Consider the following 25,037-nt stretch of genomic DNA (forward strand, 5'->3'; position numbering starts at 1 on the left):
GCGTCACTTACCAGGTGCCACAAAAACAATCCTCCCTCAATCTCCCCGTCATTCTTAGTAATCCGTCAGGCCTTGTCTGACCTGCTTGTAGGCAGGTATTTACCTTTCCCTTTTTTATTCAAACACGCGGAATCGAATCGCATTCCTGCTGTCACACATTGCATGTTTAATCATCAGCATCACGCAGGTATTTAGCGCATGGAACTCTTTAATAGATGGACTTAGTGATTGCACGTCCGGAAGGTTTGTATTGCCCGCCGGGCGATTTTTATATCGACCCCTGGCGGCAGGTGGAGCGCGCGGTGATTACGCACGGGCATGGCGACCACGCTCGCACTGGTCACCAGCACTACCTGGCAGCGGCGGCTGGTGAAGGCATTTTGCGCAAACGTTTGGGGGCGGATATCAATCTGCTGACGCTGGAATATGGCGAAACCATCAACCATCATGGCGTCAAGCTGAGCCTGCATCCTGCAGGTCATGTGTTGGGCTCGGCCCAGGTGCGTCTGGAATATAAAGGCGAAGTGTGGGTGGCTTCCGGTGATTACAAAGTGGAAGCTGACGGCACCTGCGCGCCGTTTGAGAGCGTGCGTTGCCATACCTTTATTACCGAATCTACCTTTGGCCTGCCGATTTACAAGTGGCAGCCACAGAGTGAAATCTTTGCTGACATCAACCAGTGGTGGCAGGGCAATGCCGATAACAATCGCGCCAGTGTGCTGTTTTGCTACGCCTTTGGCAAAGCGCAGCGCTTGCTGTCAGGGCTTGATCCGCAGATTGGCCCGATACTGGTGCACGGGGCGGTAGAACCATTAAACAAGGTCTATCGTGAAGCGGGCGTGCATCTGCCTGCTACCCAGTATGTCGGCGACATGCAGGATAAGTCACAGATAGGTAAAAGCATCGTACTGGCGCCGCCTTCGGCACAGGGCACGCCGTGGGTCAAACGCTTTGACGATTACTCAGATGCATTTGCCAGTGGCTGGATGCAGTTACGCGGTACGCGCAGGCGGCGTGGCGTAGATCGCGGCTTTATCATGTCCGACCATGCCGATTGGCCAGGCTTGCAGACTGCCATACAGGCCAGCGGTGCCCAACGCGTATTTGTCACGCACGGGCAGGTGCACCCTATGGTGCGCTGGCTGTGCGAGCAAGGCCTGGATGCGCAGGCATTTGTCACCGAATATGGTGAAGAGGCTGCCGAAGCAGAAACGGATTTATCACCTGACGCCGATGCGGCAACAAGTTTACCTCCAGAAGCCGAATTGCCCGCAGAGACTGAAGGCAGCCCGCATATGAACATGTCAAAGGCGACCGTTTGAAAGCGTTTGCCGATCTCTATAGCCGGCTGGATGCCACCACCAGCAGCAATGCCAAACTGGCGGCATTGCGCGATTACTTTTTTGCCGCCTCGCCTGAAGACGCCGCCTGGGCAGTGTATTTTCTGGCCGGTGGCCGGCCGCGCCAGTTAGTCCCCACCAAACTGTTACGCGAACTGACACTGACAGTAGCCAGCCTGCCGGAATGGTTGTTTGAAGAGAGCTACCATGCCGTGGGCGACTTGGCGGAAACCATGGCTTTACTGTTGCCTGAATCCCCGCACACGTCAGAAGAAGGGCTGGCGGCCTGGGTAGAAGATAAACTATTACCCTTGCGCGGCCTGGCGCCTGAAGTGTTAACGCTGCAATTAGCGCCGCTATTACAGCAGCTGGATCAACGCAGCAAGCTAGTGTGCATCAAACTGATTACCGGCAGTTTCCGCGTCGGCGTTTCCAAGCTACTGGTCACGCGCGCCTTGTCTGCCGTGGCCGGCATAGACGCCAAACGCATTGCCCAGCGCCTGGTCGGCTCTACCGATTTATCTGCCCGTCCGAGTGCTGCGCATTACCTGAAACTGATTGCCCCGGTGAATGAACAAGGTGACGAGCGTAGCGAAGGCCAGCCCTACCCGTTCTTTCTGGCACACCCGTTACAGTTAGCTACTGACGAATTTACAGCTGCGATCGGCAACCCCGAGCAATGGCAGGTGGAATGGAAATGGGATGGCATCCGTGCACAACTGGTCAAACGCGACGGCCAGTTATGGGTGTGGTCACGCGGTGAGGAACTGGTGACTGACCGCTTCCCTGAATTACAGGTGCTGGCAGACAAATTGCCGGATGGTACGGTGATTGATGGCGAACTGGTGGTGTGGAAACATGCGCCTGCGCCTGACATGGCCGTCGATCCTGAGCAAATAAAAGATCAAATCAATGGCCCAGAAAATCTCCCGATCAATCAGGGCCAGGTGCAACCGTTTGCCCTGCTGCAACAACGCATAGGCCGCAAAACCTTAACGACCAAAATCCTGGAAAACCTGCCCGTGGTGATACTGGCTTATGACCTGCTCGAATGGCAGGGGCAAGACTTGCGCGAACAACCGCAATCTGCCAGGCGCGAGCAGCTGGAAAAAGTCGTTGTTGGGTGCAATCAGCCGCAACTGCAACTATCGCCGTTGATCACCGGGGACAGCTGGCAAGACCTGGAGCGCCAGCGCGAAGCCTCTCGTAGCCTGGGCGTGGAAGGTTTTATGCTCAAGCGCAAGGACGCACAGTATGGCGTGGGCCGCACGAAAGATGTCGGGGTATGGTGGAAGTGGAAGATAGAGCCTTATACCGCGGATGCGGTACTGATTTACGCACAAACCGGCCACGGCCGCCGCGCCAGCCTGTATACCGATTACACGTTTGCGGTGTGGGATAAGCCTGAAAATGATCTCGAGCGCAAACTGGTGCCATTTGCCAAGGCTTACTCGGGGCTGACCGATGCTGAAATGCGTGAAGTGGATGCGATTATCCGTAAAACCACCGTCGAGAAATTCGGCCCGGTGCGCAGCGTGACGCCAACCATGGTCTTTGAATTGGGGTTTGAAGGCATCGCTTTGAGTAGTCGCCACAAAAGCGGGATCGCCGTACGCTTCCCGCGTATGCTGCGCTGGCGCCAGGATAAACCGGTGGCCGAAGCCGATACGCTACAGACTTTGCAGGCGTTGTTACCGCAGGCCTCGCGCCCTGATAGTCAGGATGTGGCTTAACTATGACATTGCACACTGTTCCAGGGTTAATCTTGCCACCTGCCGATGCAGCTGAAACACCTAAGCGCAATGCTTTCAAGTTAAGCCACCAATGGTTTGCGAAACATCACTGGCACCCGTTTCCGTTTCAAAAGGAAGTATGGCAGGCGGTGGCAAGCGGCCAATCCGGCATGCTGCACGCAACCACAGGCGCCGGTAAAACCTATGCGGTGTGGATGGCAGCCATTGAGCGTTTTGCCTTAAACAAACCGACAGCGGCATCTAATAAAAAATCAGTGGATGCCATGGCTGAAAAACCAGCAAAGCGAAAAGTCGTGACGCAGCCGCTGACAGTATTATGGATCACCCCCATGCGCGCACTGGCTGCGGATACCGAACGCGCATTGATGGCCCCGGTCGAGCAATTAAACCTGGACTGGAGCATAGGTTTACGTACTGGCGATACCAATAGTGCCGAGCGTTCGCGGCAATCGAAACGGCTGCCGACTACACTCATCACCACGCCGGAAAGCCTGACGTTGTTACTGACGCGGCCGGATGCCGCCGACACCTTTGCCAGCCTGAAAATGGTCGTCGTCGATGAATGGCATGAGCTGATCGGCAACAAGCGTGGCGTGCAACTGCAACTGGCCCTGGCACGACTGCGCCGCTGGCAGCCGCAACTGATTACCTGGGGCTTATCGGCAACGCTGGGTAATTTGCAGCATGCGATGGAGGTGCTAATCCCAGCACCTGCTCACTCGACACTGGTGCAAGGCCAGCTGGCAAAAGATTTATTGATAGACACCCTGCTGCCGCCAGGTATCGAGCGTTTCCCCTGGGCCGGTCATCTCGGGTTACGTATGCTGCCGCAGGTGGTGCAAGAGATAGCGTCCAGCCCCAATAGCCTGATTTTCACTAACACCCGCTCGCAATGCGAGATCTGGTACCAGGCTTTGCTCGAAGCGAGGCCTGACTGGGCAGGCTTGATTGCGCTGCATCACGGTTCATTAGACAGGCATGTGCGCGAATGGGTAGAAGCCGGCCTCAAACAAGGCACTCTCAAAGCGGTAGTGTGTACATCCAGCCTGGATCTGGGCGTGGATTTCCTGCCGGTGGAACGTGTATTGCAGATCGGTTCGCCTAAGGGCGTAGCGCGGCTAATGCAAAGAGCAGGTCGTTCTGGCCATGCACCCGGGCGCGCTTCGCGCCTGACTGTGGTGCCTACGCATAGCCTGGAGTTGATCGAATCGGTTGCCGCACAGGATGCGATTGCCGCCCGCAATGTCGAACCGCGCGAATCGCCGCAAAAGCAATTGGACGTATTGGTGCAGCATTTGGTGACGATCGCTTTGGGTGGCGGCTTTATTGCGGATGATTTACTCGCAGAAGTGCATAGCTGTTATGCCTATCGGCACTTAAGCGATGAAGAATGGCGCTGGGCGCTGGCGTTTGTGCAGCACGGCGGCGAATCGCTGACCGCCTACCCGGATTACCGCCGCGCCATTCCCGATAAAAACGGCGTCTGGCATGTGCCGGATGCACAGCTGGCACGGCGACACCGCATGAGCATAGGTACCATCGTCAGCGATTCCAGCATGGTGGTCAAATTCTGGAGTAAAGGTGCATCAGGTAAAAGCCTGGGTTCGGTAGAAGAAAACTTTATCGCCCGGCTGAAACCCGGCGACCATTTCCTGTTTGGCGGCCGCCTGCTGGAGCTGGTGCGTGTGCATGAAATGACGGCTTTTGTACGTAAAGCCAGCGGTAAAAAAGCCGCTGTGCCGCGCTGGAACGGCGGGCGCCTGCCACTTTCTACCGAACTTGCCAATGCGATGGTGGCACGCATGGATGCAGCAGCGCACGGCCATTTTGAAGGCCCGGAAATGCAGATGATCAAACCGTTATTGCAGGTGCAAAGCGACTGGTCTGCGCTACCGACGACTACCAATCTATTGGCCGAATCACTGCACTCGCGCGAAGGCTGGCACCTGTTCATCTACCCTTACGCCGGACGCAGCGTACACCTGGGCTTGGCCAGCCTGTTGGCCTGGCGCGCTGGCAAGCACCAGCCGAATACCTTCTCTATCGCGGTGAATGATTACGGCCTGGAATTACTTTCTGCCACGCCAGTGGATTGGGACACGGTGTTGACGCAAGAGATATTCACTACTGACAATCTGCTGCAGGACGTCATCGGCAGCCTGAACGCGGGCGAGCTGGCGCAGAGACGTTTTCGCGAGATCGCACGTATTTCAGGCCTGGTGTTTGCCGGCTTTCCCGGTGCACATAAAAGCGCCAGGCAAGTGCAGGCGTCATCCAGCCTGTTTTTTGATGTATTCCGCAAATACGACCCCGCTAATTTACTACTGACGCAAGCCCAGGAAGAAGTGCTGCAACAAGAGCTCGAAATCGCGCGCCTTTCCGCCACCTTGCAACATCTGCAAAGCAAGCAAATCCAATTAATGCAGATTAAACGGCCGACACCGTTTGCGTTTCCCCTGCTGGTAGAGCGTTTTCGCGAAAGCAGCAGTTCGGAAAAACTGGCTGACCGTATCGCCCGCATGGTGGCAGATCTGGAAAAAGCCGCCGGCGCGGGGGCTTATACACCTGAAGAAACCGTCAATGCACAGGCGAAATTCAATGTGCAGGAAAAAGTATATAAAAAACGGGAACGCGTACGCAAAACCGGCTTGCCCAGGCTGGAAGATAACGGAAATAAATCAACGGCTAAACGGCCGCGTAGCAGGATTATTCCGCATAAAGAAAGGCATGGTCTTTGAATAACTTTGTATTTTTTCCTGGATATTGGTGAAGACCAGTATCCAGGCAAAGTAAAATTTCAACAATAAAAGTAGCATGGCTGAGATGGCGGCTCGCCTGGATTCTGGCCTACGCCAGAATGACGGTGTCATTTAAGTGATTTAAAAGATTCCCATGCATTTAGCTGTTATCTATCGGCGAGCGCTGGATTGAAAACATTCATTTGATTTCTACTTTTGAAAGCTGCTGGACAACACACGCCGCATGCCCTGAAAGTTAAGTATCACGTAATCACTAAATGAAAAATGCATTCCCTTTAAACATCGGTGACAGCACCTTACTGTTACTCGCCGACAAAGCCATCTATTGGCCGCAGCAAAAAATCATGCTGATCGCAGATGCGCACTTCGGCAAGGCAGCGGCCTATCGGGCGCTGGGGCAGCCAGTGCCGCAGGGCACCACCAGCCACAACCTGCAACGGCTGAATGTGTTGTTATCCGCATACCCGACCGAGCAACTGATTTTTCTCGGCGATTTCCTGCATGCGCCCAAGTCCCATGCCCCAGCCACATTGGCTGCTTTACGCCTATGGCGTGCACAACATAGCAATATGCGCTGTATCCTGGTGCGCGGCAATCATGACAAAAATGCGGGTGACCCGCCGGCAGATTTAAATATTGAAACGGTAGATGAGCCTTACCTGGTCGGGGGTTTCGCCTTGCAGCATATACCCGCACCGCATGCCACGCATCATGTAATTGCCGGGCATATCCACCCTACTTTCCGCTTACTGGGCAAGGGTCGGCAACGCCTGGTTTTACCGTGCTTTCACCACAGTGCAGGCATTACACTGCTACCTTCTTTCGGTGATTTTACGGGTGGTTTTATGATGGAAAATACGCCAGGCACCCTGATTTTCGTCACTGATGGCCTATGTATCTGGCCGGTCGCCGCTTCCTCCTCTGCCCCTGATTCGCCTTCAGCAAGATAGCTAATACGCGCAAACAAGCCACTGGCTTTTAATGGCTTGATCTATGGGTTGATGCTTATGCTGCTGACTATGTCTGGGCGAGAGTATTTCTCCCCGTGAAATAATGTATTGCGGCTAGCCAGGTTTTTCTCACGCGTGTGATTGATTAACATGCAATTGTGGTTTCACACATCGAGGAGAAGATCATGAATGCACGCCCAACCTGGATTTCACCTTTAGTTTCACCTAGCGATATCGCGTTTACGCCGGCCGTCAAATCCCGGCAGGAAGAAATGGGGTCACGCGCTGGTTATGCGAAATTTGAAAGCACACGCGGCTGGGAATCCCGTGTGACGCCAGTACTGGCCGAGTTCATTTCCGCGCAAACCAGCATGTATATCGCGACGGCCAATGCGCAAGGACAACCTTATATGCAGCATAGGGGCGGCCCGCGTGGCTTCTTGCATGTGCTCGACGAGCAAACGGTGGCTTTTGCCGATTATGCGGGTAACAAGCAATACATCACGGCGGGTAATCTGGATGAAAATCCGAAAGCGCAGCTATTTTTGATGGATTATGCCAATGCGCAACGCGTCAAAGTCTGGGGCGAAGCCAAAATAGTCACGGGTGACGATGCACTTATCGCACGGCTCTCTTCACCGGACTATCCCGCCAGGATTGAGCGTGTGATTGTGTTTACCATCACAGCCTGGGATGCCAATTGCCCTAAACATATCCCCAGGTTACTCAACGCAGAGGACGTGATGCCAGCGATCGAGGCACGTGATCAGCAGATTGCAGTGCTGGAAGCGCGTTTGAAAGCACTGGAGGAAAAACTATCAGCGCAGGCCTAGACAATAGCAGCGCCTGCTTTGATTGTTTGCCATGACCTGTTTGCTTTTTTTATTCATTGCAGCACAGTTGAACTAATCAACTGTGCTGTTTTTTCTACTTGCGCATACTGATACAACATCGCCCTGTCTGCGGCCTGATAGATTCCCTCTTTACTGCAATACACCTGTCAATAGTGTGTACGTTGCCTCTGATCAATATATAGCGGTCAAATGGCTGATACTCAAAATTGTTAACTTAAGTAAAACAGAGTTATGATGTCGATAAAGCCCGGGGGATTTATGACTGACTATCTGAGCATGTTGAATGAACTTGCACGATCCAATAGCGATTCAATTATAAGTAGCGTAGATGAAAATCATGCCACCGTATTAATTGCCAAGCTGTTTGAAATCGCAGACCACACGGTGACTATCTTTTCAGGACCACAAGACGAGAAATTATATGCATCGCCTGAGGTTGTTGATGCAGCTACACGGTTTTTACAGCCAGCCTCTGCAAAACTGAATTTCATTGTTGAAGATTTGGAAAAATCACCAGTCACTCAAAAAATCAGCAATCCCTTTTTAGAACAGTTACATCACTCAATTGGCGCATCATTAATCAGTAAAGTGGGCATTTATCCAGCAGATATAAAAGCAAAAAACCTACCCTATCATTTTATTCTGGTCGATGACAAAGCATTCCGTTTTGAGCCCGACAAATTAACGCGCGAAGCGTTTGCAACGCTTAATAACAAGACTGCAGCGGCATGCATCAAGACTGTTGTTGACAGGATGTTACAAAGAATAGCGCCAATTGCGCATGCTGAACTTAAGCAATAACAAGGCTATCGAGACTTTTACGGGGAAAAATTATGGCTTCAGGGTTAGTCAGCCTCACCTATTTGGGCGAATTAGCGGTAGCATCCAATTTGGCATATATCGCACTCAATAAATCGCTTTATTTTGATTACATACGGAAAAACATCCGGCTGACGCTCCTCAAATTTCAAGCGTTTCCCAGGCAGGACTCTAAAGCGCTGCTGCAACAAGCACGTATCCTGCAACATCTCATAGACATGCTTTCCTCGCAAAGTGCCCAAAGAAAAAGGGCGTGGGTCAGGTATACATTCGAAAAAAATAAAACCGACTCACATTTGACGTACTTCACATTCACCGCTGGAAAGTTATATGACTTTTTTGAAACAGAATCAGATACATTCATCTCTCAATATATGTTGATCACAGCGGGCATATTCATATTACTGACCATCATGATGGGATTCAAACTGGTTCCGCATGGTTTCGCTCAAAATACAGCCATCTGGTATTGGTTTTTTGCAGTACTCTTGATCACAAATTTATATCCGCTGATTTGCATCCTGTTATGGAGATGGATGCGATCTTCTGCGGAAAGATGTACAAACTCATTTGAAGTTGTATTGACGGCTCAGTTTCTAAATCAGATAAAGGCTTTAACGATGGACATGCATAAACGGGTGCAAAAATAACAGGGCCATTTCACGCATCAGCTATACAAAGCATATTTATTTTGTTTTTGACATCATTCAAGCAGCGGCTTTATCCGCCGCGTCATTAATTAATTTCATTAACTGTTCAAAATCCACCGGCTTGACCAGATGGTGATCAAAGCCTGACTGCAATGCCATTTTCTTGTCATCTTCGCGTCCATAGCCGGTGACAGCAATCAGGGTGGCACTCGCCATGGAGGCATTGGCTTTGATACGTTTTGCAAGTTCGTAACCATCCATTTTTGGCAACCCGATATCCAGCACACACACCGCTGGCAGCACAGACTCGATCAATGCCAGCGCTTGCAGTGAGTCATGTTCAACCAATACTTCATGACCATATAATTCTATAAAGCTCGCTAGTGTGGTCGCAGCATCGACATTATCGTCCACAACCAGCACAGATATTTTTTCTTGTTGCTCTTCAACGGTATCAGCATTATTTTCTGCTGATGCATGCTCAGTCCATAACGGTAGCGTAATCGTAAATACGCTGCCTTTATCCAGGCCCTCACTGAAGCAACTGATGGTCCCATCATGCAGTTTCAACATGCTTTTCACCAATGCCAGGCCTATGCCTAGACCACCTTGAGAGCGGTCTGAGCTTCGCTTCGCCTGCGCAAACAATTCAAAGATGGATTCCTGATCTTCACGCAATATGCCTATGCCATTGTCAGCAACCGTAATGACGACAGTGCCATGTTCAACCTTCATAGCGAGCGTGATCTGGCCGCTGTTTTCTATGTATTTGGCTGAGTTATTGAGTATGTTGGAGACAACTTGTACCAGCCGCTTGTGATCACCCAGCACTTTTGCAGGTAGTGGAGTGAGGTCAACAATGAGCTCATGCTGCCGGGATTCGATTAAAGGACGCACCTGCTCCAGCGAGCTGGCAATGACTGCCGCCATATCCTGCGGCAATTTCTCGATATTGACTAACCCGCGGGTGACGCGAGAAACATCCAGCAAATCATCCACCAGTCCAACCATGTGTTTGACTTGCCGCTCTATGATCTGGCTGGATTTTTTAACCCGCGACTCTTCATAATTGCTCAGCACCATGATCTGGGTCGCAGCGCTGATCGGCGCTAAAGGGTTCCTCAATTCGTGCGCCAGCATGGCCAGGAATTCATCTTTTTTCAAGTCAGCCTCTTGCAAGGCTTCCTTATTTTTTTTGAGCATTTCCTGCGCATCATGGCTTTCTGTCACGTCGCGCGTGGTCCCTGCCACGGCCACCACTTCGCCATTGCTGCCAAAGACCGGGGCAAAAATATAGTCGTAAACCCTGCGGCCAAAAGTGCCGGTAAAAGCAACTTCGCCGCGTATCGGCTTTTTGGTGGTGCGTACTATGTTTATTTCTTTATGATGCATTTCGGCATGCCAGTCTTCATAGCCCAACTCACGCAGCGTCTTGCCAACGATTTCGTCAAACGGCCTGCCAAGCATTTGTACCAAGCCGGCATTGGCATACGAAAAGCGCGGTTCAGGCTCGGAAAAATCAAAGTTGTAAATCAGATCCGGGGTTGCAGAAAGAATCGTTTCGTATAACTGGGTGAGGGTTTCAGATTTGCTTGAAATGGCATTGTTTTGCTGTTGCAGTTGCTGCAGCGTTGCGGATTGTTGCGCAAACCTGGCTTCAAGGTCTTTGCGCTCCTGAATCACTACGCAACTGCCAACAAACCCGTTGAACACTCCTTGCTCGGTATAGGTAGGCACGCCGTCTTCGGCAACCCAGTGAAATGTGCCATCATGGCGTTTTAACCGGTATTCCCTGGTGAATGATTGTTGTGCATCCAGCGCCTGCGCATAAATATTCCGGCAGCGTTCAAGATCCTCGTCATGCACGCTTTCTGCCCAATAATTATCCGCGGCATGCGCCAATCCACAACCAGTAAAATCACGCCATTGTTTGTTAAACCAGCCAAAAAGAGTGCCCGTTCCTGACATCCACATCATCACTGGCGCATACTCGGCAATGGCGCGGAAGTTAACTTCAGGATGATCTGGTTTAAAGGGATTCGCTTCGGATGTTGTCGTTGGCATGGCAACTCTTGTTAACAATGATGGCTGAGTTGATCGGGTAACTTACATAGCCGCTGACCGTGTGAGTTAATTTCAAGTGATTACTATAGCACTGAAGCGGCAGGATAATTGTTCAGCCATGGCTAAAAACATCGTGCCTTGACACTCGCGCCATGACACGTATTTTGCTGGCATCCCGCAAGCCATAAGCAGCCGCCAACGGCCCCGCTGACCATAAGCATCAGTTCTTTTTATGCCGTATCACCACGGTGCCTGCCAGCTTGTCATGCCAGCCCTGCTTGCGTTTATCGAAGGCAGCCCAGATAAAGCCCAGCCCGAATGGAATCACTGCAAGGTAATAAGCCAGATATCGGCCTATGGCTTGGCCTTTGGTCAACGTATGACCAGTTTCAGCATCTACCACTTTTGCTGAGATCAGCATCTTGCCGGGAGTGGCTTCTTTGGTGACCCAAAAGACAATCACAGCCACGGGGAAAAGCAGCCAGGAAATGACATCCCCGATGGGCCCAAGTACAAATCCATTGGTCCAGAACGCGCTGCCATAAAACACCTGGATAAAAGGGGATACGACGATTATCGCTAAAATCGTGTCGACCACTGAAGCCACGAAGCGTGCCCAAAATCCTACATACTCTATTTCGTCTGTTTGCATTTATCGCCCCTTATATGTTGTTTACTTATGTGTTTAAAAACTCAAAGCATGCGCATATTAATTATCAACTTGGTCTGAAACATGTGCCAAACCTGTGACTGACACACTTATCAGCCTTTAATAGATTTTCATTAGAACAGGTGCAAATACCATCATAACCGGGCCTGACCGCTTAAGGGTTTTCCCGTGTTAACAGGATCATAGTGGCTTATTCACATTGCGCATAGTTGCTTGATTTACATAGTGCAATCAATGTTTCAACCTGCGTTTTTTGTTTCGCAGTCATCTCGTGTAAAAAGCTATCTCTCAGCCCGGCTTCAACGCCGTTTTCAAAGCTGAGGTTTTCCCAGACCTGTGCTTTCACCAGATCCATTTTCCTGCCTTGCCCTTTGCTGTAGATTGCCTTTAAATAATATTGGGCAGTGGGCTCTTTTTGTTTCGCTGCTTTTAAAAACCAAAGATAAGCCTGCTGATAATCGACAGCCACTCCTATCCCTTTGTAATACACCACGCCCACATTCAATTGTGCATGTGCATGGTCGAGTTCGGCAGCGCGTTGCAGATACCAAAGTGATTTCTCAGTATCTTTAAACGCATTGTCATCCATGCCATATATCACGCCTATATTTTCCAGAGCGAGGGGGTTGCCTTCCATTTCAGGCTTGGATAACCAGACGATGGCTTCCTGATAGTCTTTAGGAGCGGTTGTAAAATAAAACTGCGCCAATGCCATCATCAATGCCGGATCGCCCTTGTCTGCCCCTTTCCGATACATGCGGATGACTTCATACCTGTTTTTTGCCACGCCCTGCCCTAATCTGTACATATCCGCCACATGGCGGAAAGCAGGCGAATAATCCTGGTTTACGGCCAGTTCAAACCACTTTAATGCTTCCTCATAATTCCGGTTCACGCCCAGCGCATCGCGGTACATGATACCCAGATTATTCTGCGCCGCAGCATCTCCCTGGTTAGCGGCTTTGAGCATCCAGTCAACGGCTTTCCATGCATTCTGCTCAGTACCTTCGCCGTACAAATACATGATGGCCAGATTGGTTTGCGCCATGGGAAGTCCTTGTTCGGCCGCTTTCGAGAACCAGAATACTGCTTTGGGTAAATCCCTGAGTACGCTGTCATCGGTGTTGTAAATCTGGGCCAGATTCACTTGGGCCTCGCTATTTCCCGCCTCGGCCAACGGCAGATACAAGTCTTTGGCCAAGGTGTGATTGCCACTGGCAAATGCCCTGTTAGCGTCGTCTAACGGGGCTGCCAACGATAAATGTGCCGAGAAAACAAAGAGTGCAAGAAAGGTGACTACGTGGAGGGTGAATGTATTGAGCTGATACTGACGCATTGCTTATTGCCTTATTTTTATTTGTGTTCGCTTTACTGGAGACTACCACTCACTATCTTGACACAAGCTTGCTGCGTTCGCCGTTGTCAACAATAGAAAGCCCCTTGATTAAAGGGGCTGATTGCCATCGTCACTCATGCCTGCGCCTACAGGATAACCGCGGCTTATCCCCTGTGGATAATCGCCGTATTCAGCGCCCGGATCACCCTATCAATATCGTGGCTGTTTTCGCTGGTTAATGCCTGGTGTTCTCCGCTGGGCGTATGGATCACAACGGAATACTGCGTTTTTGCGGTAAACCAGGCCACCATGCCAAGCGCGATGGCAAAGCCACCGACAAACATGAAAACATCTTCAAAAATAAACAGGAATGCACCTATCAATATACAAATAGTGGCGAATACCCGGCTGGGTTCACTCATACCATGCTCTACGGCAATCACGTCCTGCAAGGCGTAGGTGAGACCATCGGCAATGAACTGGATATTGCTGACTTTAATGCCTTCCAGACTGAAGAATATAAATTCCTCCATGCGGTGTCCTTTTAAAATTTGCGATCTGTATAGCGCAATCAGGGCAAGCGCATATGCGACGTTACCTGGTGAAAAACGCACCTTGCTATTTGATACGCCAGGGTTCTATCGCAATGCATCCTGGGAAATCAAGATTTACTCCACAAATGAGGCTGCTGTTCGTGGCGGATGCCATGAGTACTGTTAAGCGCGGCAGTCAGCTTCCCTGCTGATCAAGGCGGCATTCAGGGCACGGATGACCCTGTTGATATCGTTGCTGTCTGCACTAGTCAGTGCCTGCTTTTCGCCTTCTGCGGTGTGAATGACAACAGAATAAAGCGTTTGTGCGGTAAACCACGCCATCATGCCAAGCGCGATTGAAAAGCCACCGACGAACATGAACACATCCTCAAATATCATCAGGAACGAGCCTGATAACATGCAGAATGTGGAAAAGCCACGCTTAGGCTCAATCAGGCCATGCTTGACTGAGGTGACTTCATCAAGAGGGTATGTTTGCCCTTCAGCAATAAACTGCTTGTCGCTGACCTTGATTCCCTCAAGGCTGAAAAATACTTGTTCTTGCATTATTTCTTCCTTAAAAATGCGTGCATTGCAGTCGCAACATCAGAAGGATTCACATAAACATACTTTACTACAAATTAATATTTATTGACATCAAGAAAACCATGACTTTACGCTTTAGTTCCGGCAATCATTAATCAAGCCCCGCTGTGTGCATGCTATACATAAAAACAAGCAAACACCTGACATTTGATTTCTTATGTGTATGATTGGAAAAAATGCGGCTGCGTTGTTGTCGCATGGATAAAACGGCTTACAAGGGACTTGTGTATATGCATCAAAAAGAATTTGTCGCGAAAGATGGTTTGACTTACACCATCAGCATCAATGAAACCGGTGAGGAAATCACATTATCGCAAGGCGCTGGACAATTGGGGGTGATAGACCTGAAACGCGTGCTTAACCCACGCGGCGCCAACTATTACCTGATCACAGTGCTGGACCTGGAAAAATGTAAAAGAATCGGGTTGGGCGAAGCGAGCCTCAGATACCATCAGCAAGTATTTCAACTGCCACTCACCGCCAATGGCGATGTACGTGAAGGCAGGCGCTCAAACGAAAGCCAGCTGACACGAGAGGGGATTATCTTCATCCAGAAGATGCGTGCCAAAGCGGTGGTCGAGGCGGAAGATTTTCATGATGCTTTTAGTGAAGATGAATAATCTTGCATCCCACTCATGATCAGGCAAGCCAGGCTATGAATAGCTCTGCCAGCAGTGACCGTGTCAGATAATCAATATAGGCGAGCGCAGCTGCCGCCCTTTTAAAAATAGCCTGAGAATCACCAGCCTGAATAGATCGCAGGTCAGCACACCTCTTTGGGTTCACCCAATTCCCCCTATGCGTCGCACCGGCTCAATGTAGGCTGATTCTTACCTGCAATCCAGTCAATCCCCTATACGCAAACCGGGGGCTGCCTTTTATGATTTCATCACATTCACTTTCCAACTAAGGGGTCAGAAAGATGCTTTACTACGCATTGGTATTTTTTGTGATATCCGTCATCGCGGGTTTCTTGGGTTTTCGTAGCGTGGAATCTGGCGCTGCCACCATTTCAAAAGTCTTTTTCTTTATCTTTTTGATTTTAGCCATCGGCGTTGTACTACTGGCCGTGCTTGGCATCAGCCTGTTTGCCTGACCGTAGAACAGTCTCAAAGGGTTAACGCGACTGCGACTTACCTTAGGCAAAACGCCTGGGTAAGTCGTAAAATGGTCACCTACATCAATGAAGAGTGACTTACATGTCTTATCTTGACGATCCGCGCGTTTATTTTGCTGCCGAACGCACTTTGCTCGCCTGGCAACGTTCATCGATTGCGTTGATGGGGCTGGGATTTGTGATTGAGCGCTTTGGCTTGTTTATCAAGTTGATGGCACACGAGAGCCCGTTGTCTGACTCGCAAAGCACCTTGTCTTTATATATAGGCGTCGGCTTTATCCTGATAGGTGCGGCGACTTCTTTACTGTCTGCACTTCAGTTCGTAGTGTTCTGTAAAACATTGGGCGCGCAAGAGAAACCACGCGGCCATATCTTCTGGCTGCCACCGGCAGTCAATGTGTTTCTGAGTGTGTCAGCGGCGGCATTGAGTGCCTGGCTGATCCTGTCACGTTAACCTCATCCCAGAAGCAGAGCTGATCTTTACTTATTTAGCAGCTTTCGGCGCCTCAGGCGCTGTGGCTATTTTGACTACATCGCCCTCCTCCACGCCATCCGGCGGGTTTTCAATCACACGGTCATTGGCTGCCAGTCCGGACTGGATCTCCAGGGTTTTACCAAGGTCGCGCGCAATGACGATGGTTTTCAGGCTGACTTGATTTTCGGCATTCACCGTCGCGACCTTTAACCCATTCTGGTCAAAGATCAGCGCACTGGCGGGAATACTTAAAATGCCGGCTGCTTCTTTTAGCTGTAGATTCACATTCGCAAACCCACCCGGCAAAAACTTTCCGGCGCCATTGTCCACCAGCAATTGCACCAGCGTGGTCCCCGAAGAGGCATTGATCGCACCAGAGGTTGACTGTATGGTGGCTTCAAAACGGCCCTCAGGATATTCGGGCACGTTAAACGTCGCCTTGGTCCCTGGGCGGATATGGCTGACGTAGTTCTGCGGCACATTAATATATAACCGCAGCTTGCGCGTGTTGGAGACTTCGAATAAAGGCTGTGCCGTACTGCCGCTGCTACCGGCATTGATCAGCGCGCCGGTATCGGTATTGCGCGCGGTGACGGATCCATCAAATGGCGCCACAATGCTGGCAAAACCTTTCAGCGCCTGTAAACGTTGCACATTCGCTTCAGACGCTTTCACCAGCGCCTGTTTGCTTTTATAGTCGCCCAGCTTTTCGTCTACTTCCTGGCGGGCGATGGATTGCGTTTTTAACATATCCTGCCAGCGTTTGGCGGTAGTTTCTGCCAGGCTGACATTGGCTTGTGCACTGGCTAAATCGGCTTTGGCCTGTAACAGTTCCTGGTCGAGATCAGGTGTTTCGAGTTCAGCCAGCAACTGCCCGGCTTTCACCGCACCCCCGATGTCTACTTTCCAGCTTTTAAGATAGCCACTGACACGGGCATAAATAGGTGCGCGTGAAAATGCCTCAAATCGTCCCGGCAATATCAGCTGATTACCTTCCACTGCGCCACCGGGTTGGCTGACACTGACGGTGGGTACAGCCTGTTCTTTGGTCCAGTCTTTCAGTTTTGCATCATGGCTGGCGCGTGATGTGATACCGACGATCACGATGCCGATAGCAACCAGTGCCAGGATCAGGCCACTGAGTTTTAATCCACGGGAAGCACAGGGTGTATTACTGGTCATTTGAATCTCCTGTAGAAACGCTGACAGGCGGAGTATGTGTGTTTCTATGAATCACGCTGAATATCACCGGCACAAATAAAAGTGTAGCCACTGTCGCAAAAATCAATCCGCCAATGACGGCACGTCCCAATGGGGCATTCTGTTCACCGCCCTCACCCAGGCCCAAGGCCATGGGTGTCATCCCGATCACCATCGCCAGCGCGGTCATCAGCACCGGGCGGAAACGCACAAAACCGGCGTCAATTGCCGCGGCGGTAGCGTCTTTGAGTTCTGCCAGCCGCTCACGTGCAAAGCTGATCACCAGCACGCTGTTGGCAGTTGCAACCCCCATACACATGATGGCACCAGTCAATGCGGGCACAGATAGCGGCGTATACGTGACAAACAGCATCCAGACGATGCCCGCCAAAGCGGCAGGCAAGGCAGAAATAATCACAAAAGGATCACTCCAGGATTGCAGGTTGACGACTATCAGCAAATACACCAGCACAATGGCCCCGAGCAGGCCAAAGAATAAACCGGTGAAGGCACGATCCATGGTATGTGCCTGCCCCAGCATCACAACACTGGCGGCCTTGGGCACCTGGTCTTTGGTGGCATCGAGAATCTTGCGGATATCGGTAGCCACCGCGCCCAGATCCCTGTCCTGCGTACTGGCATGAATTTGCACCATGGGCTGGATATCATACTGGCTGACGACTGCATTGCCGACACCGCGTTTAAAGGTGGCTAAACCACCCAGGGTTTGTAATGGGCCTGCACTGCCGCTAATCGGCAGATTCGCCAGCGCATTCAGGCTATCCACCTGGTATTGCGGTGTTTGCAGCACAATCGAATAAGTCACGCCGTTGGCCGGGTTCAACCAATAAGTGGGTGATACCTGCGAGCTGCCAGCCATATTAATCACCATGCTGTTAGTGACATCGCGCGTGCTGATACCCATCTCTTGCGCGCGGGTCTTATCCAGGGTGATATCAAAAGTTGGCCGGCTGCGTGACTGCTGGATGCGGGCATCTACCACACCCGGCACTGCACGCACTTTTGCCAGTAATTGATTGGCATAATCAAAGTCTTCTGCCAGCTTGCCACCGCGGATCTGGATATCGATAGGCGCAGGCGAACCGAAATTCAGGATCTGGCTGACAATGTCTGCTGGCGGAAATGAGAAGGTGGTATCCGGGAATTTCTTAGGCAGCACTTCACGCAAGGTACGGATATATTCTGCGGTCGGCGCGTGGTGCTCTTTAAGCGCAATCTGGATATCGCCGTCATGGGCGCCAGTCAGGCCGGTATTGTTATAAGTCATGTTGATACTACTGATAGGCATGCCGATGTTATCAACGATGGTCACAATCTCATCCGGCGGAATGACCTGTTTGATCGCCGCCTGGATATTTGCAAAACGATTGGCGGTTTCTTCAAGGCGCGTCCCCACGGGTACACGTGCATGCATGAGGATCTGGCCGCTGTCCACGCTGGGGAAGAAGTTGCTGCCTAACATAGGCACCAGTAAGAAAGACAGCAGGACCACCGTCATGAAACCGGTCATGAATAAGCGGCTATGCGCCACTGCGAGCACTAGCAGTGATTGATAGGAGCGCCGGAATTTTTCAAAGCCACGTTCAAACCCCTGCTGAAATCGCACCAATGGATTACGGCTGACGTGCCCGTGCTCAGCTTCAGTATGCGGCTGCAGGAAATAATTCGCCATGGTCGGCACCAGCGTACGCGACAAAATAAACGAGCTGACCATGGCAAACATCACCGATTCAGCCATAGGCACGAACAGGAAGCGAGAAACGCCTTCCAGGAAAAACATGGGCACAAACACAATACAGATGCACAGCAGCGATACGAATGCGGGCGTCACGATTTGTGCCGCGCCATCCAGGATGGCCTGCTCAACCTGTTTGCCCTGCTCCAAATGCCAGTTGATATTCTCAATCGTCACCGTGGCCTCATCCACCAGCAAGCCGACTGCCAGTGCCAGCCCGCCCAGGGTCATAATATTCAGGGTTTCGCCTATGGCCGACAGGCCTATCACTGCACCCAATATAGAGAGCGGAATCGAAGTGGCGATAATCAGTGACGAGCGCCAGCTACCGAGAAACAGCAAAATCATCAGGCTGGTCAGGATCGCCGCCAATACGCCTTCAAACACCACGCCATGAATCGCCGCGCGCACAAACAGCGACTGGTCATTAATAGGCGTTGCCACCAGCGTCTCTGGCAAGCCAGGCTTGATTTCTTCCAGTTTATTCTTGATGCCATCGACAATGGCCAGAGTCGAAATCGCGCCGTTTTTCAAAATGGTCATCAAGACCGAACGGTTACCATCCACATGCACAATATTGGTTTGTGGCGGGCTACCATCGCGGACCTGCCCGATATCGCGCATGTAGATGGTCGCGCCATTGACGACTTTGACCGGAATATTGGCAAGGTCTTCAATGTCAGACGCCGCATTATTGAGGTTCAGGGTATATTCAATACTGCCAATTTTCTGGGTACCGACCGGCACAACCAGGTTGTGCGCGGCCAGCGCATTAGAGATATCCTGCGCCGATAATCCGCGCGCCTGTAAGGCTGCCGGGTTCAGGTCAATCTGGATTTGCCGGCTCTTGCCGCCATATGGGAATGGAACCCCGGCGCCGGGCACGGTGACCAGCCGGATACGCACCGCATTCAAACCCAGGTCAGCCAGGTTTTGCTCGGTTAAACCTTTGCCTGAAAGCGCGACCTGCAAGATAGGCACTGTGGATGCGTTGTAATTTAAAATCAGTGGCGGCGTAGTGCCAGTTGGCATTTGGCGCGTCACTGTTTGCGAAATCGCTGACACCTGCGCATTGGCTGTGGCAATGTTCACACCCGGGTGGAAAAAGATTTTGACGATGGCAAAACCACTGTAAGAATTCGCTTCAATATGCTCAATATCATTGACCGTGGTCGTCAAGGTACGTTGATACAAGGTGCTGATCCGGCCAGCCATATCATCCGGTGGCAGGCCGGCATATTGCCAGGCGACGGCCACGACCGGAATGCGGATTTCAGGGAAGATATCCACCGGGCTACGCATGGCTGACAAGGTGCCGAAAATCAAAATCAGCAGCGCCATCACCACAAAGGTATAGGGGCGTTTGAGAGCAATCCCCACTACGTTAAACATGTGTTTCCTTTACGGCTACTTCGGCATCTTCCACCTGTACGGTGACGACCTTAAACCCGGCATCGCGCCAGGCATCTATGCCGCCCGTGAGTGGCCGGATATTGCGATAACCGCGGTTGATCAGTTTTTTGGCGACTTTAGCGGCGGTGACTTCATTCGGGCAGGAGCAATACAGCACCACTGGTGCATCTTCATCAATATCCAGCACCAAGGAGTCAGCGCTTTCCAGCGTGATGAATTGCGCACCCGGAATCCAGCCGTCATCGACCAGGTGTGGGGCACGTGTATCGAGAATCACCGGTGCGGCACCGTTAGTCAGCATCTCATTTAACTCTTCAATACTGATACGCGCCATGCGCAGGCTTTTGATGAATCGCTGTCTATCCCACCACTTATATGCAATAAACGCAGCGAGTAATACCAGCACCAGCAACGTCCCCCATTTGCCCATTTGTACCAGAGTGAGCATCAGTTCATCGATCGCAGAGCTGAACAAGTTGCCAAGCCACAAGGCAGTGCCGGCCCATAGTGCCGCGCCCAGGCCATCCATCAACACAAACACCAGGTAACGCGTGCCGGAAGAACCAGCCAGGGCGCTGGAGATGGAAGCAAAGCCAGGAATGAATTTACAGACCAATAATGCCGGCGGCCCGAATTTCAGGTACAGCGATTCGGTTTGCCTGACACAGGTATCCGGCGACAGGGAAATCTTGCATAACTTGCCCATCACCCTTTTACCGTATTTGCGCCCGGCCATGTACCAGATGGAATCAGCGATCAAGGCGGCAATCACCGCCACCGCCAGCAAGGTGCCCAAACTGTATTGCCCGTTACCGATAAGCACACCCGCCAGCAATAACGTGGGATAGGCCGGTAGCGGCAACCCCAGCTGTTCGAGAAGCACATTGGCGAACACGATCACCAGGCCGAATTGTTGCAGTAATTCCAGAAGAGTACTCATGATTCACTTATACAAAAGCCAGTTGCATGGCTGTCGATCTTAATAAACACTGCGATTTTTTCACACAACCACATACCGAATTCGGCATGTCCAACTGATCATTACATGCCTAATGTCGCCAGCATGGCAAACGCCATAAACAATACAAAATGCGTCATGCCTTCAATGGCATTGGTTTCACCATCATGCAAGTTGATGGTTGCGACTGCCAGGGTTAAAAACGTCATCACCATTTGCGTCGGGGATAAGCCGACAATCAGCGGTTTATTCTGGATCAAGGCAATCGCCTCGATCACCGGCACTGTCAAAATAACGGTTGAGAGCGTCGCGCCCAGTGAAATATTCACTACCGTTTGCATGCGGTCATTCACCGCGGCCTTCAGGGAAGTCAGCACTTCAGGGCTGGCCGCAATAATCGCCACCACAATCGCCGCCACAATCGGTGGCACGCCGCTACCGGTCAGCCCGGCATCCATATGCATGCTCATTTCTTCTGACAGCAGGCCTATGGTGACAATACCCACCAGGATATATACGATCGCCAGCCTGACATCGACGATGGTCTTACGAGTGGCCAATTCGCCTAGCATTTCCTTGCTGTGCTGGTCACTGTAACTGAAATAATTACGGTGACGGCCAGTTTGCATCTTGAGGAACAATGCATAAAACACACTCATGGTAATGATGGTAAACATCGAATACAGGCGCCAATGTTCTGGTGGCAAAAACGCGGGCAACACCATCGAGATGCCCAGCGCCGTCATGATCATGACAATGTAAGTATTGCCGGAGTTGACGTTGTATTCCACTTCACCATATTTGATACCGCCCACAATCGCACACAAGCCGAGAATGCCATTAATATCCAGCATCACCGCCGAGTAAATCGCATCCCGCGCCAATGTGGTTGAAGCCGTATGGCTTAACATCATGACGATAATCACCACTTCAATGATGACGGCGCTGATAGTCAGTATCATGGTGCCGTAAGGCTCTTTCAGCCGTTCTGCCACATATTCCACCTGAAACGACAGCTGGAAGGCCAGGTTAATGATCAGCAGCACAAACACAATGGATACCACCAGCGACTCCTGCTGGCCAATGTGCATCACCTTGTCAATTTGGGTGAGGGAGAGATACGCAAGTAGCGATATCACCAGTGATATCAGGCCTTGGGGAGGTTTTTCTGCAAGCATGCGCTAAGTGGGAAATGAACAGATAACCATCTTAACACTGACCTATCGCCTTATGCGTTCAAAGCCGCCAATTTGTATGACTTTCCGCGCAAACCTTTTGCTTCTCACCAAGCCCAGATATTTCTTACCACACTCAAACAACTTTTTTACACACCGACAACAGCGTCAGCCAGGTTTGCCAGACAAATCAACATCCAGAGCCTGGCTAGCCACTGTCGCCAATATTTCCGGCTATGCGTTCAGTGTGGATTTCAATGAAGCGATATCAATTACAAAACGGTATTTCACATCGCTCTTGAGCATGCGCTCGTAAGCGTCATTGATATAAGTCGCATCAATCATCTCAACATCGCTGACGATATTATGCTTGCCACAGAAATCCAGCATTTCCTGCGTTTCTGCGATACCGCCTATCAGCGAACCAGCTACCTGGCGACGCTTAAGGATCAGGTTGCCGCCATGCACATCCACCGGGTCCAGCGGACCGACCAGCACAATGGTTTTATCACGCTTGAGTAAACCGATATATGGGTTTAAATCATGCGCAACCGGCACCGTATCAATAATCAGGTCAAAACTGGCCGCATGTTTAGCCATGTCATCCGCATCTTTGGAGATCAGCACTTCATGCGCACCCAGCTTGGTCGCATCGGCCGCTTTGCTGACTGAGGTGGTGATCATCACCACATGGGCACCCATCGCTGCGGCCAGTTTCACACCCATATGCCCCAAGCCACCCAGGCCAATGATGCCGACTTTCTGGCCAGGTTGTACATTCCAGTGTTTGAGCGGCGAATATAAAGTAATCCCGGCACACAGCAATGGCGCAACGGCTTTGGTATCCAGATTTTCAGGCACGCTAACGACAAAGTTCTCATCCACCGTGATACGCTCGGCATAGCCACCAAAGGTCAGGCCGCCGTGTCTTGGGTCTTTTGCGTTATAGGTAAACACTGAACCATCACAGTATTGCTCTTCACCGGCATCACAATCTGCGCAGTGGCGGCAGGAGTCGACCATACAGCCGACCCCGACCAATTGCCCCAGCTTGAACTTGCTCACATGCTTGCCGACCTTGCTGACGCGGCCCACGATTTCGTGCCCCGGCACCATAGGATATAAAGAACCACCGCCCCATTCGTTCCTGGCCTGGTGGATATCGGAATGGCAGATACCGCAATATTCAATATCAATCAGCACATCGTGCGGACCAGGCTCACGCCGGTCTATGCTCATAGGGGCAACCGGGGTAGTCGCGTTTTGTACACCGTAAGCCGCTGTTTTGAAAGTTATTGCCATATCGCGTTCTCCATATTTGTTATTGAAGCTTTAAAATCAAATGCCGGAAGATTGAGACTGAAAACCTGCCAGCATTAACCGCACAAGTCTAAAAGAATAACCATCAATGTAATTGCCAGCTTTTCTTGAATGATTGCCTAAAGCTATGAGTTTGCCTGCCAAGCTATCGTTCTTGTTGACGGCTTCGTGCTGGCGGCTTATTGCTGCACCGTGACATATTTCGCCGCGACCTCACTCGGAGTTGTGATGAGGGCACTGCGCACCGCACTGACCTCCTCCATCGGGCTTTTACCAAACATACGTTTGAACTCGCGGCTGAATTGCGAAGCACTTTCATAGCCCACCTTATTCGCTGCCAGCGTAGCACTTAAGCCGTCTTGCACCATCAACAACCGTGCCTTGTGCAAGCGGGTCATTTTCAGGTACTGGATAGGCGAAGTAGCCGTCACATCCCGGAACGCGGCATGAAACGAAGGCACACTCATGGTCGATTCCGACGCCAGCTTGTCTACATTCAGTTCTTTGTCATACTCGGCATGAATCAGGCGCAATGCCTTGCTGATCTTGCCCATATTATTGTGCGTGCTATGCGCAGCCAGGATGGCGGATGCCTGCGAGGTTTGCAAAATGCGGTAATGTATCTCGCGGATAATGGCCTGGCCCAATACCGTCGCATCGCTTTTGGATGGCAGACACTCCAACAGCCTCACCACGGCATTAGATAAGCGTGCATCCAGCGGCGTGGAGGTGATCCCACTTTTGCCATTGATCTTCATCGGCGTGTCATGTTCCACGCTTAGTAATAGTTCAGAGATCATGGAAAGATTGATGCGGATAGAGATCGCCAGCAAAGGCTCTTCGAGGCTCGCAATGGTTTCACTCTCAAACGGCAGCGGCACCGATAAAATCAGGAACTGCTGCGGATTGTATTGATACACCTCACCACCCAGATAGCCAATCTTCTTGCCCTGGCAGACAAATACTATGCTGGGTTCATAAAACACTGGGCTGCGTGGAATTGCCCGATTCCAGCGCATCAGCTTGACGCCCTCGAGTGCCGTCAGGGTAAATCCTTCGTTCGGCGTCTGGCTCGATAACAGCGCAATTGTTCTATCCCTGTCGTGGGCAGACCAGCAATCAAGGTTGCTCATATAATTTAAATACCAAAGTGATTAGGCATAAATAATACACCTAATTAGCTATATCCACCTTACAACCGATAGAAATAGGCAATCATTTCATATTTTTTAAACTTACGGCAGAACCTCACACTGCGTAGACTACTCATACCAAACTTGCATGGGTA

At 51.1% G+C, this 25,037-nt stretch carries 21 protein-coding genes; 10 read left to right on the forward strand and 11 right to left on the reverse strand.

What is annotated here, in order from left to right; translation table 11 throughout:
• Positions 1–215 precede the first annotated feature (215 nt).
• The 7 genes from ACSSVF_RS00890 to ACSSVF_RS00920 all read left to right on the forward strand — a co-directional run bounded on the left by ACSSVF_RS00890 (position 216) and on the right by ACSSVF_RS00920 (position 9,126).
• Positions 216–1,322 carry a ligase-associated DNA damage response exonuclease gene (locus tag ACSSVF_RS00890; RefSeq protein ID WP_492404745.1) on the forward strand — a complete coding sequence of 369 codons (1,107 nt, stop codon included), beginning with the start codon at positions 216–218 and terminating at the stop codon, positions 1,320–1,322.
• On the forward strand, positions 1,319–3,073 hold the full coding sequence (locus tag ACSSVF_RS00895) for an ATP-dependent DNA ligase (RefSeq protein WP_492404747.1): 1,755 nt from the start codon (positions 1,319–1,321) through the stop codon (positions 3,071–3,073). The genes ACSSVF_RS00890 and ACSSVF_RS00895 overlap by 4 nt, the downstream gene beginning before the upstream one ends.
• Positions 3,074–3,075: 2 nt before the next feature.
• Positions 3,076–5,832, forward strand: a complete 2,757-nt coding sequence (locus ACSSVF_RS00900; RefSeq protein ID WP_492404749.1) for a ligase-associated DNA damage response DEXH box helicase — start codon at positions 3,076–3,078, stop codon at positions 5,830–5,832.
• A 278-nt stretch (positions 5,833–6,110) separates the two neighbouring features.
• Positions 6,111–6,803, forward strand: a complete 693-nt coding sequence (gene pdeM, locus ACSSVF_RS00905; RefSeq protein WP_492404751.1) for a ligase-associated DNA damage response endonuclease PdeM — start codon at positions 6,111–6,113, stop codon at positions 6,801–6,803.
• Between the two features lie 185 nt (positions 6,804–6,988).
• Positions 6,989–7,636 carry a pyridoxamine 5'-phosphate oxidase family protein gene (locus ACSSVF_RS00910; RefSeq protein WP_492404753.1) on the forward strand — a complete coding sequence of 216 codons (648 nt, stop codon included), beginning with the start codon at positions 6,989–6,991 and terminating at the stop codon, positions 7,634–7,636.
• 279 nt (positions 7,637–7,915) lie between these two features.
• The gene (locus ACSSVF_RS00915) at positions 7,916–8,458 is read left to right on the forward strand and encodes a hypothetical protein (protein ID WP_492404755.1); all 543 of its coding nucleotides are present in this window, start codon (positions 7,916–7,918) and stop codon (positions 8,456–8,458) included.
• A gap of 32 nt (positions 8,459–8,490) precedes the next feature.
• Positions 8,491–9,126 (forward strand): hypothetical protein, encoded by a 636-nt coding sequence (locus tag ACSSVF_RS00920; RefSeq protein WP_492404756.1) that lies wholly within the window; start codon positions 8,491–8,493, stop codon positions 9,124–9,126.
• 57 nt (positions 9,127–9,183) lie between these two features.
• Here the strand turns inward: ACSSVF_RS00920 and ACSSVF_RS00925 are convergent, their stop codons facing one another.
• The 5 genes from ACSSVF_RS00925 to ACSSVF_RS00945 form a co-directional block, all read right to left on the reverse strand.
• Entirely contained in the window at positions 9,184–11,190 is a 2,007-nt protein-coding gene (locus ACSSVF_RS00925) for a hybrid sensor histidine kinase/response regulator (protein WP_492404758.1), read from the reverse strand.
• A gap of 220 nt (positions 11,191–11,410) precedes the next feature.
• The gene (locus ACSSVF_RS00930) at positions 11,411–11,842 is read right to left on the reverse strand and encodes an RDD family protein (RefSeq protein WP_492404759.1); all 432 of its coding nucleotides are present in this window, start codon (positions 11,840–11,842) and stop codon (positions 11,411–11,413) included.
• A 208-nt stretch (positions 11,843–12,050) separates the two neighbouring features.
• The gene (locus tag ACSSVF_RS00935; RefSeq protein WP_492404761.1) at positions 12,051–13,196 is read right to left on the reverse strand and encodes a tetratricopeptide repeat protein; all 1,146 of its coding nucleotides are present in this window, start codon (positions 13,194–13,196) and stop codon (positions 12,051–12,053) included.
• Between the two features lie 164 nt (positions 13,197–13,360).
• The gene (locus tag ACSSVF_RS00940; protein ID WP_492404763.1) at positions 13,361–13,729 is read right to left on the reverse strand and encodes a DUF6232 family protein; all 369 of its coding nucleotides are present in this window, start codon (positions 13,727–13,729) and stop codon (positions 13,361–13,363) included.
• Between the two features lie 183 nt (positions 13,730–13,912).
• Positions 13,913–14,296, reverse strand: coding sequence for a DUF6232 family protein (locus ACSSVF_RS00945; RefSeq protein WP_492404764.1), 384 nt, complete (start codon positions 14,294–14,296; stop codon positions 13,913–13,915).
• 269 nt (positions 14,297–14,565) lie between these two features.
• On the opposite strand from ACSSVF_RS00945, the gene ACSSVF_RS00950 reads away from it, so the two are divergent.
• The 3 genes from ACSSVF_RS00950 to ACSSVF_RS00960 all read left to right on the forward strand — a co-directional run bounded on the left by ACSSVF_RS00950 (position 14,566) and on the right by ACSSVF_RS00960 (position 15,906).
• Positions 14,566–14,955 (forward strand): hypothetical protein, encoded by a 390-nt coding sequence (locus ACSSVF_RS00950; RefSeq protein WP_492404765.1) that lies wholly within the window; start codon positions 14,566–14,568, stop codon positions 14,953–14,955.
• 302 nt (positions 14,956–15,257) lie between these two features.
• On the forward strand, positions 15,258–15,431 hold the full coding sequence (locus tag ACSSVF_RS00955; protein ID WP_442585654.1) for a DUF1328 domain-containing protein: 174 nt from the start codon (positions 15,258–15,260) through the stop codon (positions 15,429–15,431).
• A 103-nt stretch (positions 15,432–15,534) separates the two neighbouring features.
• Positions 15,535–15,906, forward strand: a complete 372-nt coding sequence (locus ACSSVF_RS00960) for a YidH family protein (RefSeq protein ID WP_492404767.1) — start codon at positions 15,535–15,537, stop codon at positions 15,904–15,906.
• A 30-nt stretch (positions 15,907–15,936) separates the two neighbouring features.
• On the opposite strand, the gene ACSSVF_RS00965 is transcribed toward ACSSVF_RS00960, so the two are convergent.
• The 6 genes from ACSSVF_RS00965 to ACSSVF_RS00990 form a co-directional block, all read right to left on the reverse strand.
• Positions 15,937–17,109 carry an efflux RND transporter periplasmic adaptor subunit gene (locus ACSSVF_RS00965; RefSeq protein WP_492404769.1) on the reverse strand — a complete coding sequence of 391 codons (1,173 nt, stop codon included), beginning with the start codon at positions 17,107–17,109 and terminating at the stop codon, positions 15,937–15,939.
• A complete protein-coding gene (locus tag ACSSVF_RS00970; RefSeq protein ID WP_492404770.1) occupies positions 17,099–20,275 on the reverse strand; it encodes an efflux RND transporter permease subunit in 3,177 nt (1,058 codons plus the stop codon). The genes ACSSVF_RS00965 and ACSSVF_RS00970 overlap by 11 nt, the downstream gene beginning before the upstream one ends.
• A complete protein-coding gene (locus tag ACSSVF_RS00975) occupies positions 20,268–21,236 on the reverse strand; it encodes a VTT domain-containing protein (RefSeq protein ID WP_492404771.1) in 969 nt (322 codons plus the stop codon). Before ACSSVF_RS00975 ends, ACSSVF_RS00970 begins: the two co-directional genes overlap by 8 nt.
• Positions 21,237–21,337: 101 nt before the next feature.
• Positions 21,338–22,432, reverse strand: a complete 1,095-nt coding sequence (locus ACSSVF_RS00980) for a calcium:cation antiporter (protein WP_492404772.1) — start codon at positions 22,430–22,432, stop codon at positions 21,338–21,340.
• Positions 22,433–22,663: 231 nt separating this feature from the next.
• Positions 22,664–23,731 (reverse strand): NAD(P)-dependent alcohol dehydrogenase, encoded by a 1,068-nt coding sequence (locus ACSSVF_RS00985; RefSeq protein ID WP_492404774.1) that lies wholly within the window; start codon positions 23,729–23,731, stop codon positions 22,664–22,666.
• Between the two features lie 197 nt (positions 23,732–23,928).
• Positions 23,929–24,882, reverse strand: coding sequence for an AraC family transcriptional regulator (locus ACSSVF_RS00990; protein WP_492404775.1), 954 nt, complete (start codon positions 24,880–24,882; stop codon positions 23,929–23,931).
• Positions 24,883–25,037: the final 155 nt, after the last annotated feature.

The organism is Methylophilus sp. E2MeOHC9, assembly GCF_058744375.1.